The organism is Streptomyces sp. NBC_00986, assembly GCF_045162565.1.
GTDB lineage: Bacteria > Actinomycetota > Actinomycetes > Streptomycetales > Streptomycetaceae > Streptomyces.
In genome coordinates this window covers 7,789,814-7,804,190 of the sequence record NZ_CP108733.1, presented here as the reverse complement: position 1 = coordinate 7,804,190, position 14,377 = coordinate 7,789,814, and the positions used below count along the sequence as shown (strand labels likewise).

16 protein-coding genes and 2 tRNA genes are annotated in these 14,377 nt (G+C 69.9%); 2 read left to right on the top strand and 16 right to left on the bottom strand.

The genetic code is table 11. From position 1 onward, the window contains the following. Positions 1–70: 70 nt before the first annotated feature. From OG504_RS34935 to OG504_RS34920, 4 genes are all read right to left on the bottom strand, one after another. Positions 71–143: transfer RNA gene (locus tag OG504_RS34935), tRNA-Ala, on the bottom strand. 133 nt (positions 144–276) lie between these two features. Further along, on the bottom strand, positions 277–510 hold the full coding sequence (locus OG504_RS34930) for a hypothetical protein (protein WP_003976229.1): 234 nt from the start codon (positions 508–510) through the stop codon (positions 277–279). A gap of 3 nt (positions 511–513) precedes the next feature. After that, positions 514–687: a hypothetical protein gene (locus tag OG504_RS34925; RefSeq protein ID WP_019063265.1), complete on the bottom strand. Its 174-nt coding sequence runs from the start codon at positions 685–687 to the stop codon at positions 514–516. A gap of 69 nt (positions 688–756) precedes the next feature. Next, entirely contained in the window at positions 757–2,133 is a 1,377-nt protein-coding gene (locus OG504_RS34920; protein WP_405993359.1) for an MFS transporter, read from the bottom strand. Positions 2,134–2,341: 208 nt separating this feature from the next. Between OG504_RS34920 and OG504_RS34915 the strand changes: the two genes are divergently transcribed. Then, the gene (locus OG504_RS34915) at positions 2,342–3,187 is read left to right on the top strand and encodes a helix-turn-helix transcriptional regulator (RefSeq protein WP_405993358.1); all 846 of its coding nucleotides are present in this window, start codon (positions 2,342–2,344) and stop codon (positions 3,185–3,187) included. 70 nt (positions 3,188–3,257) lie between these two features. Here the strand turns inward: OG504_RS34915 and OG504_RS34910 are convergent. From OG504_RS34910 to OG504_RS34880, 7 genes are all read right to left on the bottom strand, one after another. Then, positions 3,258–3,330: transfer RNA gene (locus OG504_RS34910), tRNA-Ala, on the bottom strand. Between the two features lie 93 nt (positions 3,331–3,423). Beyond that, positions 3,424–4,089, bottom strand: coding sequence for a histidine phosphatase family protein (locus tag OG504_RS34905; RefSeq protein WP_033285926.1), 666 nt, complete (start codon positions 4,087–4,089; stop codon positions 3,424–3,426). Continuing rightward, on the bottom strand, positions 4,086–4,529 hold the full coding sequence (rsfS, locus tag OG504_RS34900; RefSeq protein WP_405993357.1) for a ribosome silencing factor: 444 nt from the start codon (positions 4,527–4,529) through the stop codon (positions 4,086–4,088). Before rsfS ends, OG504_RS34905 begins: the two co-directional genes overlap by 4 nt. Before the next feature lie 155 nt (positions 4,530–4,684). After that, positions 4,685–6,442, bottom strand: a complete 1,758-nt coding sequence (locus OG504_RS34895; RefSeq protein WP_405993356.1) for an LCP family protein — start codon at positions 6,440–6,442, stop codon at positions 4,685–4,687. Between the two features lie 16 nt (positions 6,443–6,458). Further along, the gene (nadD, locus tag OG504_RS34890; RefSeq protein WP_078652786.1) at positions 6,459–7,148 is read right to left on the bottom strand and encodes a nicotinate-nucleotide adenylyltransferase; all 690 of its coding nucleotides are present in this window, start codon (positions 7,146–7,148) and stop codon (positions 6,459–6,461) included. Between the two features lie 67 nt (positions 7,149–7,215). After that, positions 7,216–7,377 carry a hypothetical protein gene (locus tag OG504_RS34885; protein ID WP_033285922.1) on the bottom strand — a complete coding sequence of 54 codons (162 nt, stop codon included), beginning with the start codon at positions 7,375–7,377 and terminating at the stop codon, positions 7,216–7,218. Positions 7,378–7,541: 164 nt separating this feature from the next. Next, a complete protein-coding gene (locus tag OG504_RS34880; RefSeq protein ID WP_327404136.1) occupies positions 7,542–7,703 on the bottom strand; it encodes a hypothetical protein in 162 nt (53 codons plus the stop codon). Positions 7,704–7,805: 102 nt separating this feature from the next. Between OG504_RS34880 and OG504_RS34875 the strand changes: the two genes are divergently transcribed. After that, positions 7,806–8,930 carry a M48 family metallopeptidase gene (locus OG504_RS34875; RefSeq protein ID WP_405993355.1) on the top strand — a complete coding sequence of 375 codons (1,125 nt, stop codon included), beginning with the start codon at positions 7,806–7,808 and terminating at the stop codon, positions 8,928–8,930. Between the two features lie 192 nt (positions 8,931–9,122). On the opposite strand, the gene OG504_RS34870 is transcribed toward OG504_RS34875, so the two are convergent. From OG504_RS34870 to proB, 5 genes are all read right to left on the bottom strand, one after another. After that, on the bottom strand, positions 9,123–10,214 hold the full coding sequence (locus tag OG504_RS34870) for a hypothetical protein (protein WP_405993354.1): 1,092 nt from the start codon (positions 10,212–10,214) through the stop codon (positions 9,123–9,125). Between the two features lie 89 nt (positions 10,215–10,303). Next, positions 10,304–10,912 carry a hypothetical protein gene (locus tag OG504_RS34865; RefSeq protein ID WP_318016291.1) on the bottom strand — a complete coding sequence of 203 codons (609 nt, stop codon included), beginning with the start codon at positions 10,910–10,912 and terminating at the stop codon, positions 10,304–10,306. A gap of 93 nt (positions 10,913–11,005) precedes the next feature. Continuing rightward, positions 11,006–12,292 (bottom strand): glutamate-5-semialdehyde dehydrogenase, encoded by a 1,287-nt coding sequence (locus OG504_RS34860; RefSeq protein ID WP_033285917.1) that lies wholly within the window; start codon positions 12,290–12,292, stop codon positions 11,006–11,008. A 94-nt stretch (positions 12,293–12,386) separates the two neighbouring features. After that, entirely contained in the window at positions 12,387–12,845 is a 459-nt protein-coding gene (locus tag OG504_RS34855) for a hypothetical protein (RefSeq protein WP_033285916.1), read from the bottom strand. A gap of 146 nt (positions 12,846–12,991) precedes the next feature. Next, positions 12,992–14,098, bottom strand: coding sequence for a glutamate 5-kinase (proB, locus tag OG504_RS34850; RefSeq protein ID WP_405996513.1), 1,107 nt, complete (start codon positions 14,096–14,098; stop codon positions 12,992–12,994). Between the last annotated feature and the right edge of the window lie 279 nt (positions 14,099–14,377).

The following is a 14,377-nucleotide window of genomic DNA, read 5'->3' as shown; positions in this document are numbered from 1 at the left end:
AACGGCATCAACTGCCCCTGAACACACCGAAGGCGGGTCATCCTGTGGGATGACCCGCCTTCGACTTCTGTGGAGCTAAGGAGAATTGAACTCCTGACCTCCTGCATGCCATGCAGGCGCTCTACCAACTGAGCTATAGCCCCGTGCCGTGTCCTACCGGGTCTCCCCGGCGGCGACGCCAACATTACCGGTGGACCCTCTGGACCACCAAATCGTTTCCGTCCCCGCCACCGTGACCGTGATCGCCGGGACCTCCTCGCGGGGTCCCGGCCGGGGTCAAGCGGTGACGAAGGAATAGAACCGTTTCAACGTGCAGTGCTCTTCCAGGAGTCGACCGTAGATCGGCTCGCCCTCGAGTTCGCGGTACGTCTCGATCGGGTCGCCTTTTATGATCAGCGCCCGCGCGCACTCCTCGCACCAGTACTGGTAGTCGGGATTCACCGGTTCCATGTCACGGACGATCGGCGTACCACTGCCGCACCAGTCGCACTTTCGCCTGTGTGCACCCATCGATCAGCTCCAGCTGTGGCCGCAGGCCGTGCACACGTAGGAAACTCCGCCGTTGTCACCGAGGACTTGGGCCACGTGGGCGGAACCGCAGGAAGGGCAGCTCAGGCGGGTGATCGTATCCCGTATCAACGCCGCATCGAAGAGGTGGTCGACCTCCTCGATGATGCTCGCAGGCATCGCTACTCCCTCCCGTCGGGCCGCGCCCCCTTCCGGCCGTTTGATTCTGCCACGGCCGGACCAATACGGTCAGCGACGCCTCAGTACCAGTCCGGACACGGCCCCCACCGCGGCCGTCCCCGCCAGCGCGAACATGCACGCCAAAAGCGCCTCCGCAGAGGTATACGCCCCCGGGGCCCCAAGTGACTCAAGCCGGTTCAAGAACAGTGTGCCGAAAACCGCGACCCCGAGCAGCTGACCCAGCTGCGCGACCGTGGACAGCAGACCGCTGGCGTCCGCCGCGTCCTCGGGCCGCACCGTCGCGAGGGCCCGGGTCAGCGTCGGACTGAAGGCGAGCGCGAGCCCGGCCCCCACGCCGACGTACGCCACGTACAGTACGGCCCCGCCGCGGTCGCCGCCTTCGAACGCCAGCCCGACTCCCAGGACGGACGGCATCGCGATCACGAATCCGAGCGGGGTCAGCGCCCGCTGCCAGGCCGCCGGCCACCTGCGCCAGGTCAGGCCGACCACCCCGAAGACGACCGCGGTCGGCGCGAAGGAGAGACCGGCGCGCAGCGCGCTGAAGCCGAGGCCGCCCTGGACGTGCAGGGTGAGCGCGAACAGGAAACCGGCGTTGACGGCCATCACGGCCAGGATCCGGAAGACGGCGAGACCCATGCCCGGGTGACGCAGCACACGCGGTGCGATCAGCGGGGCTCCCCCGCGCCGGGCGAGCCGGGACTCGTACACACAGAACGACACGAAGAGAACGGCCGCCGCGATCAGCGACAGCCACGACCACAACGGCCAGCCCTCCTCCTGCCCCAGCACCAGCGGCACCGTCAGCAGCGAGACCGCCGAGGCGAGCAGCACCAACCCCGGCACGTCGAAGGCCCGCGCGCGCTCCGGCTCCGCCCTGCCGTCCCGCGGCAGCACGCGCCTGCCGAGGAACAGGAGTACGACGCCCACGGGCACGTTGACGAGGAACACCGGCCGCCAGCTCGTCCCGAACAGGTCGGCGCTGACAAGGATGCCGCCGAGGATCTGTCCGGCCGCGGCGCCGACGGCGATGACCGCCGAGTAGACGCCGAGCGCCCGCATCCGGGCCTCGCCGACGAAGTGCCGCTGGATCAGGCTGAGCACCTGCGGGATCATCAGCGCCGAGCCGGAGCCCTGGATCAGGCGGAACACGATCAACTCGGTCGAGCCCTGCGCCAGGCCGCAGGCGAGCGAGGCGGCGGTGAAGAGAGCGAGCCCGGCGAGGTGGACCCGGGCGTGACCGAGCCGGTCGCCGAGCCGGGCACCGGTGATCAGCAGCACCGAGTACGTGATGGTGTAGCCGGCGATCACGAGCTGCAAGTCGGCGCCGGACGCGTGGAGTTCGGTGCCGATGGTGGGGGCGGCGACGTTCACGATGAACACGTCGAGCAGCGCCATGAACAGGGCCGCGAGCAGCACCGCGAGCATCGGCCCACGGCGATTGTCAGTGCCAGGGTCTTTACTGGTGGCAGGAGTTGGAACGGGTGCGGAATCCGGTTCCGTACGGGGTGTTGTCGTCATGCGGTCGAGCGTGGGGGCGCTCCGGTACGGGTGCCGAGAGCCCGCTGATGCTGGTACTGGCAGCACCTGGCAGGGACCAAGTCGGGCGTCGAGTATGGGGGATGTGACGATGGGGATGGGGACGACACAGCGCCGCCGGCCCGAGCTGGCCGCGTTTCTGCGCACTAGGCGCGCCAGGGTGACACCGCGTGACGTCGGCATGCCGCCGGGCTTCCGACGGCGTACGCCGGGACTGCGCCGCGAGGAGGTCGCGCAGCTCTCCGGTGTGGGCGTCACCTGGTACACGTGGCTCGAACAGGGGCGCCCGATCAACGCGTCCGCGCAGGTGCTGGACGCCGTGGCGCGCACGCTCCGGCTCGACGCGCCGGAGCGGGAGCATCTGTACCACCTGGCCGAGGTGCCGTACGCGCCTCCTCCGGAAGCGATCGCGCAGACGGTGGGACCGGAGATCCAGGGCATCCTCGACGCCCTGGAGCCACGTCCGGCGGTGGTCTACAACTCGCGGTACGACATCCTCGCCACCAACTCCCCCTACCGGACGGTGTTCTGGCTGGATCCACTGCCGCCGGGCCCGATGCCGAACGCGTTGTGGAAGCTGTTCACGGTCCCGGAGGAGGAGTGTCCGCTGCTGTACCGGGAGACGGAGCTGCCGGTGATGGTGGCGACGTTGCGCTCGGCCTACGGAGTGCACACCGGCGAGCCCGCCTGGGAGGAGTTCATACGCGGGCTGTCGGCGGCGAGTCCGCTCTTCGCGCGGCTGTGGAAGAGCGGGGACGTGGCGGAGCCGGGGCGGCGGGTGAAGACGTTCCGGCACGAGGAGGTGGGCGAGATGCGGATGACCTCGGTGTCGTTGTCGGTCAACGGCATGCCGGAGTGCCGGATCGTGGTCTACACCCCGGCCGACGAGGAGACTCGGCTCCGCGCGGAGGCGCTGACAGCGACGAAAAAATCCCACCCCTGAAAGGGATGGGATCTCATCGATTCGATCGTGGACGACTCTCGATCTTTGACAACTCAAGAGTGTCGATCTGTGGAGCTAAGGAGAATTGAACTCCTGACCTCCTGCATGCCATGCAGGCGCTCTACCAACTGAGCTATAGCCCCGTGTGTTCTTCCCGCTCGGCGGGCGAACAAGAAGAACTTTAGCCTGCGACCTGCCGGAAAGTGAAATCCGGGGTCGGGGCCCTGGAGGGCCGCTCAGTCGTCGTCGCCGAGCACCGGTTCCGGGAGCGTGCCGGCGTTGTGTTCCAGCAGGCGCCAGCCGCGGGCGCCCTCGCCGAGCACGGACCAGCAGCAGTTGGAGAGGCCGCCGAGACTCTCCCAGTGCTGGGACTCCAGACCGAGGAGACGTCCGATGGTGGTGCGGATCGTGCCGCCGTGGCTGACCACCACGAGGGTGCCGTCCTCGGGCAGCTTCTCGGCGTGCCGCAGCACGACGGGAGCGGCCCGGTCGGCGACCTCGGTCTCCAGCTCGCCGCCGCCGCGGCGCACCGGCTCCCCGCGCTTCCACGCGGCGTACTCCTCACCGTGGCGGGCGATGATCTCCTCGTGCGTCAGCCCCTGCCAGACGCCCGCGTAGGTCTCCCGCAGGCCCTCGTCGTGGGTGATGTCGAGGTCGGTGAGGGCGGCCAGCTCGGCGGCCGTGTTCGCCGCCCGCTTCAGGTCGGAGGCGACGATCGCGTCCGGCTTGAGGGACGCCAGCAGCCGGGCGGCGCGACGGGCCTGGCCGATGCCCGTCTCGGTGAGCTCGACGTCCGTGGTGCCCTGGAAGCGGCGCTCCACGTTCCACGCGGTCTGGCCGTGCCGCCACAGGATGACGCGTCGGCCCCGGCCCGCCTTGCGGCCGTCGGCCCCGGCGGTCACCGCACCTCCCCGAACTCGGAGGCGTCCTCCTCGGCCTGCAGCTTGGCGTGCTCGGCAGCCTTGCCGCGGGTGGCCTTGGCCTCGACCGGGAGATCCAGCTCGGGGCAGTCCTTCCACAACCGCTCCAGGGCGTAGAAGACACGCTCCTCGCTGTGCTGGACGTGGACGACGATGTCGACGTAGTCGAGCAGGATCCAGCGGGCGTCGCGGTCGCCCTCGCGGCGCACCGGCTTGGCGCCGAGTTCCTTGTTGAGCCGCTCCTCGATCTCGTCGACGATCGACTTGACCTGACGGTCGTTGGGAGCGGAGGCCAACAGGAAGGCGTCCGTGATCGACAGCACATCGCTGACGTCGTAGGCGATGATGTCGTGCGCGAGCTTGTCGGCGGCCGCCTGGGCGGCGGCGGAGATGAGCTCGATGGAGCGGTCAGTGGCGGTCACTACGCGGCTTTCGGTCGGCGGTCAACAGACCTCAAGGGTCTCACGGACCGCGGACGGCACCCCACGTGAATAACGGATCATGCCCCGGAAGCCGGTCGGGACACCGGCTCCGGCCTCCGGGGCATGCTCTCCGTCACGACGACACGGCTACGGCGTCATGACGCCGACGACGGCTTGTAGTCCGTACCGAGGACCACCGAGACATCCGCGTTCGCGGCGACTGTGCCCTTGGTCACGGTGCTGGTGGGCAGGCCCAGGGTCTTGGCGACCTCGGTGGCGTTCTCCTTGTCGGCCGCGTCGGAGTACGTGATCTTGGACGTGGCCGAGCTCCCGGACGCCGTGCCGGCCTCCAGGAAGGTGAAGCCGCCGTTGAGGAGGACGACGCGGGCCTTCTCGGTGTCGTCCTTGACGCCGGTGGCGTTCTGGACGGCGACACGGACCGCCGACCCCTCGTCGGGGCTCTTCGCGGTGCCGCCCAGGATGTCCTTGACGACGCTGGCGGAGGCCTGCGCGGTCAGGGTGCCGTCGTTCTGGACGGGCAGCAGGGCCGTCTTGTAGTCGCCGCTCTTGGCGAGGTCGGCGAGCTTCGCGAGGAAGGTCCCGAGGTCCTTGTCGGTGAGCGGCGGGTCCAGGATCTGGGCCAGGGTCTGCACGGTGGTGGTCGCCGCCGTCGGGTCGGAGGTCAGCTGGCGCAGCACGCCCTGCATGACCTGGCCGAACCGCTCCAGCTGGGCGTTCTGGGCCTCGCCGGAGGCGCGGTAGGTGGCGTAGGCGACGGCCATCTTGCCGCTGAGGGTCTGGTCCTTGCCCTTGTGGACGAGGGGCGCGGCGTTCTTCTTCGTGGCGTCCGGGTCGGGCACGTCGGCGTTGGTGTCGAGGTCGATGTTGCCGACGAGGTCGACCAGGTTCTGCAGGTAGGGGGTGTCCAGCCGCCAGGTGCCCTCGATGTCGGTGCCGAGGACCGTGTTGAGCTGGTCGACGGTCCCGGAGGTGCCGTCGTCGTCGACCGACTTGGCCAGGGTCGTCGTGTTGCCGTCGTCGTCCGTGAGGGCGAGGGAGTTGGGCAGCAGCACGGTGGTGCCCTGCTTCAGGGTGGTGTTGTCGACGAGCAGCACCGAAGAGGTGCCGCCCTTCGAGGTGTTGTGCAGGTGGACGACGATCACGTCGCGGTTCTGGGCGCCCGCGGCCGTCGTGGTGGCCGACTTCGAGGATGACGAGGACACTCCGGGGAGCTTCCCGGCGTACCAGAGGTAGCCGACACCGCCGGATGCGACCAGGGCGAGGACCACGACGAGGGCGACCATGCGGCCGCGGGCGCGGCGCTTGGCCTCCTCGCGGCGCTCGGTGCGGTTCTCGGTGAAGTTCAGCCAGTCGATGACGTCTTCGGAGTCGTCGGTCGGCTCCTCCACGAAGGCGAACTGCTCGGTGCGGTAGTCCCGTTCACCCGCCTCCGGGGCCTTCGGGGCTTCCGTGTCCTCGGCCGGGCCGCCCTGCTGTGGGATGTAGGCGGTCTGCTCGGCGACCCGGGGCTGCTGTCCGCTGCTCGCGGTCTGCCCGTAGGGGTCGTAGGCCGTAGTCGTCCCGGTGGCGTACGGGTCGTAGCCGGACTGGGGCGCCTGCCGACCCATGTCGTAAGGGGCCGCGGCCTGTTGAGAACCGGTGTCGTAGGACGACGGGGTCTGCGGCTGGGTACCCGTGTCGTACGGGGGCGGCTGCTGCTGGGTGCCGGTCGTGTACGGGTCGTAGGCGTAGCCCTGCTGTTGCTGCTGCCCGTACGGGTCGTACGGCTGCTGCTGCGGGGGCTGTTGGGTCTGCTGGGCCGGGACCTGACGGTAGACAGGCTGGTTGTACTCGTCGTAGCCGACGAGTTCGTACTGGTCGCCGCCGTACCCGGCGTCGTATCGGTCGTTCACCGGTGCCCCTCTCGGCTCACTCGCCGCGGTACAGCTCGCGCTTGTCGATGTAGCGCACGACTCCGTCGGGCACCAGGTACCAGACGGGGTCTCCCTTCGCGACTCTCGCACGGCAGTCTGTTGAGGAGATGGCCAGCGCGGGAACCTCGATCAGCGAGACGCCGCCCTCCGGGAGGCCCGGGTCGGTCAGCGTGTGGCCGGGGCGGGTGACCCCGATGAAGTGCGCGAGGGAGAACAGCTCCTCCGCGTCCCGCCAGGTCAGGATCGCGCCGAGGGCGTCGGCGCCGGTGATGAAGAAGAGATCCGCGTCGGGGTTGATCGCGCGCAGGTCACGCAGGGTGTCCGTGGTGTAGGTGGGTCCGCCGCGGTCGATGTCGATACGGCTCACCGAGAACTGGGGGTTCTCGGCGGTCGCGATGACCGTCATCAGGTAGCGGTCCTCGGCCAGGGCGACCTTGCGGTCGGTCTTCTGCCACGGCTGGCCGGTCGGGACGAAGATCACCTCGTCCAGGTGGAACTGCGCGGCGACCTCGCTGGCCGCCACGAGGTGCCCGTGGTGGATCGGATCGAACGTTCCGCCCATGACGCCGAGACGGCGCTTGCCGGGGTTCGACGGGCCGTTGTTGCGCGGGCCGTTCGCCATTCGGATCTCCGTGCCGCGCGTCGTGTCGTTCGCCGGACCGGTAGGCATGTCCTGCTCTCCCATGCGTGCAGACCCTACCGGCCCGGTGTGAAGGCCCCGAGACCCGTCCGGCGGACAGAACGGACAGACCCTAGCGGTCGCGGTTGAAGCGGGTGGTGATCCACAGCAGGAGCATCAGGACGATGAACGCGCCGCCACCGGTGATGATCGGCTGGAGGCTCTCGTGGTTGCCCCCGCCCTCCCCCTCGGCGGCAAGAGTGACCAACTGGGCAGCAGTGCCGTGGATGCTCATCTTCAGCAGAACCTATCCGGTGTGGGCGGGATAAAGATGTCGGCCCATGGTAAGCGGGCACCCCGGCGACGATCACGCCGACTCCGCCATTGGAAGCCGACGGGCAGCCGACCGGAACCCGATGGGCGACCGACCTGGACGCGGCAGGGAACTCGACGGGCGTCTCAGTCGTCCTTCTGTTTGTACCCGCGCAGCAGGAACCACGCGGTCAGGATGCAGCCGAAGAACATGACGATCAGTACGACCTTGAGCAGGTCCCCCGATCCTTGCCGGGGGGCGGCGTTCGCGGCCTCTGCGAGCCAGGCGGCTGCGGAATGGGGCTCCATGCGTTGACTCCTTCGCTGTACTGCCCGTCCACGGTATCTCCGCCTAGGCTGGGCTCTGCTTCGGGGGCACTCAGGGCACACACACGCACTTGGGGGAACCACATGTCCGAAGACGGCCACGAGGAGAACGGGCACGAGAACGTGCCGAGCAGGCAGCGCAGGCGCTTCCCCGGGATCTCCTCGCGTGCTTACGAGCACCCGGCCGACCGCTCCGCCCTGGTGGCGCTGCGCAAGCTGACCGGGTTCGACACGGTGTTCAAGGCGCTGAGCGGGCTGCTTCCAGAGCGCAGTCTGCGGCTGCTGTTCCTGTCCGACTCGGTGCGCGTGTCGGACCAGCAGTTCGCGCACCTCAACGACATGCTGCGGGACGCCTGTTACATCCTGGACCTGGAGAAGGTCCCGCCGATGTACGTCACCCAGGACCCGCAGCCCAACGCGATGTGCATCGGCCTGGACGAGCCGATCATCGTCGTCACCACCGGCCTCGTCGAGCTGCTCGACGAGGAGGAGATGCGGGCCGTCGTCGGCCACGAGGTGGGCCACGCGCTGTCCGGTCACTCCGTGTACCGCACGATCCTGCTGTTCCTGACCAACCTGGCCCTGAAGGTCGCCTGGATCCCGCTGGGCAACCTCGCGATCCTGGCGATCGTGACGGCGCTGCGCGAGTGGTTCCGCAAGTCGGAGCTGTCCGCCGACCGCGCGGGTCTGCTGGTCGGCCAGGACCTGCGGGCCTCGATGCGCGGCCTGATGAAGATCGCGGGCGGCAACCATCTGCACGAGATGAACGTGGACGCCTTCCTCAAGCAGGCCGAGGAGTTCGAGTCGGGTGGCGACCTGCGCGACTCGGTGCTGAAGATCCTGAACGTGCTGCCCCGCTCCCACCCGTTCACCACCGTGCGGGCGGCCGAGCTGAAGAAGTGGGCCGAGTCCCGCGACTACCAGCGAATCATGGACGGGCACTACCCGCGGCGCAGCGAGGACAAGGACACCTCGGTCACGGACTCGTTCCGCGAGTCGGCGGCGAGCTACGCGAGCAACGTCAAGAACTCCAAGGACCCGCTGATGAAGCTGGTCAGCGACTTCGCCGGCGGCGCGGGCGACCTCGGCGGCCGGGTGCGGCGCGGCTTCGGCGGCTTCGCGAGCTCCACCCCGCAGGACGGACCGCCGTCGGACTCGGCCAACGGCACGGAGCAGCCGCCGACGGACGACACACCGCCGCGCGACTGAGGACCGGCAGAGCCTTCCGGACGGGGCCGGCCTCGCGACCGCGACGGGGCCGGCCTCGCTCACGTACGGCGTCAGGCACGGCGACCTCTGCGACCTCGACGGCTGCGGGCGACGGCGGCCTCCTCTGCCTAGGCGGCAACAGCGACAAAACCCCCTGCTGGGCCCGGCCACCCGCACGGAAATTCAGGAAACTCACACCTTCGGCTGCGCGCTCGTCGCCAGCGTCCCGCACAGCGCCGTCGCGCTGCCCGTCGCGTACGGGTCCGTGCCGGCCGGGCCGCCCGCCTTGGCGGTCTGGCCGGCGAGCAGGGGGCGTAGATACGTCACGGAGTCCTCGGCGCAGGACAAGGGCCCGGCCTGGACGTAGGAGACGACGAGCTGGGCCTGGTGCATGCGCAGGTCGTCGCGGTCGAAGCGGAAGTGCAGTTCGCGGCGGACGGTGAACAGGGACACCTGGGCTGCCTTGTCGCCGGAGCCGGCCGAGGCCGTCGTGCCGGTGGGCCGCAGCGCGTAGACGAAGGTTCCGTCGGCGGTGACTTCGAGGGTGGACGAGTCGGTCTCGGTGGCCTCCAGGGTGCCCTGGACGCGGATCTTGCGGTCGGCCAGCTGGACCCGTGACGGGTCGAAACGAACCAGCCATCCGGTGGGTTCGTGCCGGCCGTCGGCGGTCGGGTGCTCGAAACTCTGGTCGAACTGGTCGAGTTGGTCCGGGTCGACGAGGACGCGCGCGGGGCGGATCTGTCCGCCGGTGAGGACCGCCGGGTAGAGCGAGGACTCCACGATGTAGTCCTTGGCGGTGCTCAGGGCGGCGATGACCTGGCTGTCCGAGAAGTGCGTGGTGCGCCGCGCGGCCGGCAGCGGTACGCCCTCGGCGCCGACGCCGAACTGCGCGGCGGGGCTGTGCGCGTAGAGGTCCTCGGCGTCGGCCGCCCCCGGCACCGCGCCCTGGGGGGACAGCGGGATGACGGTCATCCGCAGTGGTTCGACGGGCTGCTGGGCCGTGGGGGTGGTGTAGGGGTGCCGTACGCCCATGTAGATCGCGGTGCCGAAGGCGACGGCGATCAGCATGACCAGGATCAGGGCCTGGCGGGAGAGACCGCGGCGCAGGGCCGGGCGGCGGCGGACGGCGGGGGCGTGGTCGGCCAGGCGCTCCTGCGCGGAGAACTCCTGGAGGCGGGCAGCGCGGACGAACGACTCGTCGAAGACGACGGATCGGTACTCGTCCTCACCACCACCGGGAGCGCCCTCGGGCATCCCCTCGGGTGGGTCTCCTGGACCGCCCATACTTTCAGAGTAGGTCTCCGGAGCCTCAGGTAAACGCCCTGCTACACGACAAGTTCTGACAGGTTCTCACCGAGCCCGTCACAGCTCGCTCAGGGCGTGCGCGGTACGGCGGACAGCGGTGGCTGGGAGTTGTCGGCGGAAGCGGAGGGCGCCGCCGCCGTGCCCTGTTCCACACCGGTGGAGGCCGGGGGCGGGACGCGGTCCCTGCCGCCCGAGGACGCGCCGCGGTAGACCGCCGAGAAAGCCAGGGCGACCATGCCGATGCCCATCACGAGGGCGAGCAGCCAGGCGACGGGGCGGTGCCAGCGGACCTGTTTGCCGTAGGTCCCCGGGGCGCCGTAGCGGCCCTCGACGAGATCGGCGTCGTCCAGGTCGTCGAGTTCCGGATCATGGCCGAATTCGCGTCCGTAGGCGTCCTCGAACGGATCGTCGTCGCCTCGTCCGCGTCTGCCGTGCTGCGCGCGGCGGGCTTCGGCCTCGGAGGCCTCCGCTCTCGCCTGCGCGGCGGCAAGGAGGCGCTCGACGGCGGTCGGTTCGTGTACTACGGCCGCCCGTATGAAGGCCTCGTCGAAGACCACGGATGCGAACTCTTCGTCCGACATTCCGCGGTCGTGGTCGTCGTCGGGCTCCCAGCCGTCGGGAAACGGCCTGCCCCCCACGTCCTCCGGCACCTCTCCAGAGTAGACCTGGGGGGTCAATTTGGGCAGACGGTAGGGAAATTCATCCGTTGACTGAGACGACTCTCCCCCGACGAGGCGTTATGCCCACCGCATATGCCGAACGGCGGGCTCTCAGCGACGGATGTGCCCGTCGCCCGTGACGATGTACTTGGTGCTCGTCAGCTCCGGCAGGCCCATCGGGCCCCGTGCGTGCAGCTTCTGGGTGGAGATGCCGATCTCCGCGCCGAAGCCGAACTGACTGCCGTCCGTGAAGCGCGTGGAGGCGTTCACGGCGACGGTGGTGGAGTCGACCAGCTGGGTGAAGCGGCGGGCGGCCTGCTGGGAGCTGGTGACGATCGCCTCGGTGTGGCCGGAGCTCCACAGCCGGATGTGCTGGACGGCCTTGTCGAGCGAGTCGACGACAGCTGCGGCGATGTCGTAGGAGAGGTACTCGGTGTCCCAGTCCTCCGGCGTGGCCTCGACGACCGTGGCCTCCGAGTCCTTGGCGTAGGCGAGGACGCGCTCGTCGGCGTGGACGGTGACGCCGGCCTCGGCGAGGGCGTCCAGGGCGCGCGGCAGGAACTCGGGGGCGATGTCCTGGTGGACGAGGAGGGTCTCGGCGGCGTTGCAGACGCTGGGCCGCTGGGCCTTGGAGTTGATCAGGATGTCGATCGCCATGTCGAGGTCGGCGTCCGCGTCGACATAGACGTGGCAGTTGCCGACGCCGGTCTCGATCACGGGGACGGTCGACTCGCTGACGACGGTCTGGATCAGGGAGGCGCCGCCGCGGGGGATCAGCACGTCGACGAGACCCCGGGCGCGCATCAGCTCGCGGACGCTCTCGCGGTTCTCGCCGGGCACCAACTGCACGGCGTCGGCGGGCAGTCCGGCGCCGCCGACGGCGTCGCGGATGACGCGCACGAGGGCGGTGTTGGATTCGTACGCGGAGGCCGAGCCGCGCAACAGCACCGCGTTGCCGGACTTGAGGCAGAGCGCGGCCGCGTCCACGGTCACGTTCGGGCGGGCCTCGTAGATGATGCCGACGACGCCGAGGGGGACGCGGACCTGGCGCAGGTCGATGCCGTTCGGGAGGGTCGAGCCGCGGACGACCTCACCGACCGGGTCGGGCAGCGCGACGACGTCCCGTACGTCCGAGGCGATGGCCCGTACGCGCTCGGGCGTGAGCGTCAGCCGGTCGATGACCGTCTCGCTGGTGCCGGCGGCGCGGGCCTTGGCGATGTCCTTGGCGTTGGCCTCGACGATCTCGCTCGTACGGACCTCCAGCGCGTCCGCGATGGCGAGCAGCGCGTCGTCCTTCTCGGCGCGCGGCAGCGGCGCGAGGTCTGCGGCGGCGGACTTGGCGCGGTACGCGGCCTGCGTGACCGGGGACAGGGAGTCGTACGGCGAGAGCGTGGTCATGAGGGAAGGGTAGTGCGCCCTGCGAGGGCGTCCACCGGCTATCCCAAACCGCGAGACAGGCACGGAAGGCCCCGAAGACGGCTCAAACCAGACGTCAGAACGGATGGACGCCGACCGGGGTCGCGGGCAGCGGGCCGTACCCCTCGGAGATGCGCTGGTGGTAGGTCTCGCGGTCGATGACCTCCAGGCCGACGATCTCCCACGGCGGCAGCTTCGCGGTCTGGCGGTGCTCGCCCCACAGGCGCAGCGCCACGGCGGCCGCGTCGTGCAGGTCGCGGGCCTCTTCCCAGTAGCGGATCTCCGCGTGGTCGTTGGCGTAGCGGCTGGTCAGCAGAAAGGGGTGGTCGTGGGCGAGCTGTTCCAGACCGCGCCGCACCTCCTTCAGCGGGGCCTCGCCGCCGGAGACGCTGAGGGTGACATGCCACAGCCGGGGCAGGTCCTTGGGTTCCTCGCCCTCGTACCGGGCGCCGGCCGCGACGCTCGTCAGCGTGCGTTCCTCGCCGGGCGCGCGGGAGGTGGTACCACCGCGGGACGCCGCCGCCCCAGGGCGCACTCGTCTCACGACGGCCTCCTTACGCAATGGTCGAGCTGCGGTGCTCGCGCGGAATTTGTCCCCGAGACAAAGTTGAGCAGGCCGGAGGCGTCCGCGTGGCGCTTTTACGGAAGGTCCACCGCGGGGAGGCGGACGTTTCGGTTGTTTTACGGGTGCAGGATCACCAGGTCGTCCCTGTGTACGACTTCCCTCTCGTACGACGGTCCCAGCTCCCGCGCCAGTTCCCTGGTGGAGCGGCCGATCAGCTGGGGGATCTCCTTGGCGTCGAAGTTGACGAGACCCCGCGCCACCGCGAGCCCTTCGCCGTCCCGGAGTTCGACGGGGTCGCCCGCGCTGAACTCGCCCTCGACGGCGGCGATTCCGGCCGGCAGGAGTGACATCCGGCGCTGGACGACCGCGCGCACGGCACCGTCGTCGAGCGTCAACGAGCCCTGGGGCGTGGACGCGTGCTGCAGCCAGAGCAGCCGGTCGGCGGACCGCTTCCCGGTGGCGTGGAAGTACGTTCCCGTGTCGCCGCCGGTGAGCGCGTCGGCCGCGTGGACCGCGCTGGTCAGTACGACGGGGATGCCCGCGGCGGCGGCGATCCGCGCGGCCTCGACCTTCGTGACCATGCCGCCGGTGCCGAGACCGGCCTTGCCCGCGCTGCCGATCTCGACGTGCGCGAGGTCCTGCGGCCCCCGGACTTCCGCTATCCGCGAGGTGCCCGGCTTGCTCGGGTCGCCGTCGTAGACGCCGTCGATGTCCGAGAGCAGGACCAGCAGGTCGGCGTGGACGAGGTGGGCGACGAGGGCGGCGAGCCGGTCGTTGTCGCCGAAGCGGATCTCGTCCGTGGCGACGGTGTCGTTCTCGTTGACGATCGGGAGGGCGCCCATGGCGAGGAGTTTGTCGAGGGTGCGGGATGCGTTGCGGTGGTGCGAGCGGCGGCTCATGTCGTCGGAGGTGAGCAGCACTTGGCCGACGCGGATGCCGTAGCGGGCGAAGGAGGCGGTGTACCGGGCGACGAGGAGGCCCTGGCCGACGCTGGCGGCGGCCTGCTGGCGGGCCAGGTCCTTGGGGCGGCGGCGCAGGCCCAGCGGGGCGAGTCCGGCGGCGATGGCGCCGGAGGAGACGAGGACGACCTCTTTCTCTCCACCGCTGCGGCTCTTGGCGAGGACGTCGACGAGTGCGTCGACCCGGTCGGCGTCCAGGCCGCCGGCCGCGGTGGTCAGCGAGGAGGAACCCACCTTGACGACGATCCTGCGGGCCTCGGTCACGGCCTGCCTTGCCCCTGCCACGTGCGCGGTCCCCTCGGGTAGGTCGGGGTGGCAATCTACGCGAACCGGGTTGCCCTGTGCACGTTGGTCCAGGTCGCGGACAGACGGGTCGAGTTCCGGGTGCGGGCGCGTCGTGGCTGGTCGCGCAGTTCCCCGCGCCCCTTAAAAACTCGGGCCGACCGGTGTCTTTTGCGGCTCCGCCGCGTCGGCGCGACCTGAGAACGCAGGTCGGGCCGGGTCTTTTAGGGGCCCGGGACTGTATCGATTTGCGGCTCCGCC

Coding starts and splice junctions, on each gene's coding strand:
- OG504_RS34930 (WP_003976229.1), bottom strand. CDS start 510: ATGGGTGCACACAGGCGAAAGTGCGACTGGTGCGGCAGTGGTACGCCG.
- OG504_RS34925 (WP_019063265.1), bottom strand. CDS start 687: ATGCCTGCGAGCATCATCGAGGAGGTCGACCACCTCTTCGATGCGGCG.
- OG504_RS34920 (WP_405993359.1), bottom strand. CDS start 2,133: ATGCTCGCGGTGCTGCTCGCGGCCCTGTTCATGGCGCTGCTCGACGTG.
- OG504_RS34915 (WP_405993358.1), top strand. CDS start 2,342: ATGGGGACGACACAGCGCCGCCGGCCCGAGCTGGCCGCGTTTCTGCGC.
- nadD (WP_078652786.1), bottom strand. CDS start 7,148: ATGGGAGAGCAGGACATGCCTACCGGTCCGGCGAACGACACGACGCGC.
- OG504_RS34885 (WP_033285922.1), bottom strand. CDS start 7,377: ATGAGCATCCACGGCACTGCTGCCCAGTTGGTCACTCTTGCCGCCGAG.
- OG504_RS34880 (WP_327404136.1), bottom strand. CDS start 7,703: ATGGAGCCCCATTCCGCAGCCGCCTGGCTCGCAGAGGCCGCGAACGCC.
- OG504_RS34875 (WP_405993355.1), top strand. CDS start 7,806: ATGTCCGAAGACGGCCACGAGGAGAACGGGCACGAGAACGTGCCGAGC.
- OG504_RS34870 (WP_405993354.1), bottom strand. CDS start 10,214: ATGGGCGGTCCAGGAGACCCACCCGAGGGGATGCCCGAGGGCGCTCCC.
- OG504_RS34860 (WP_033285917.1), bottom strand. CDS start 12,292: ATGACCACGCTCTCGCCGTACGACTCCCTGTCCCCGGTCACGCAGGCC.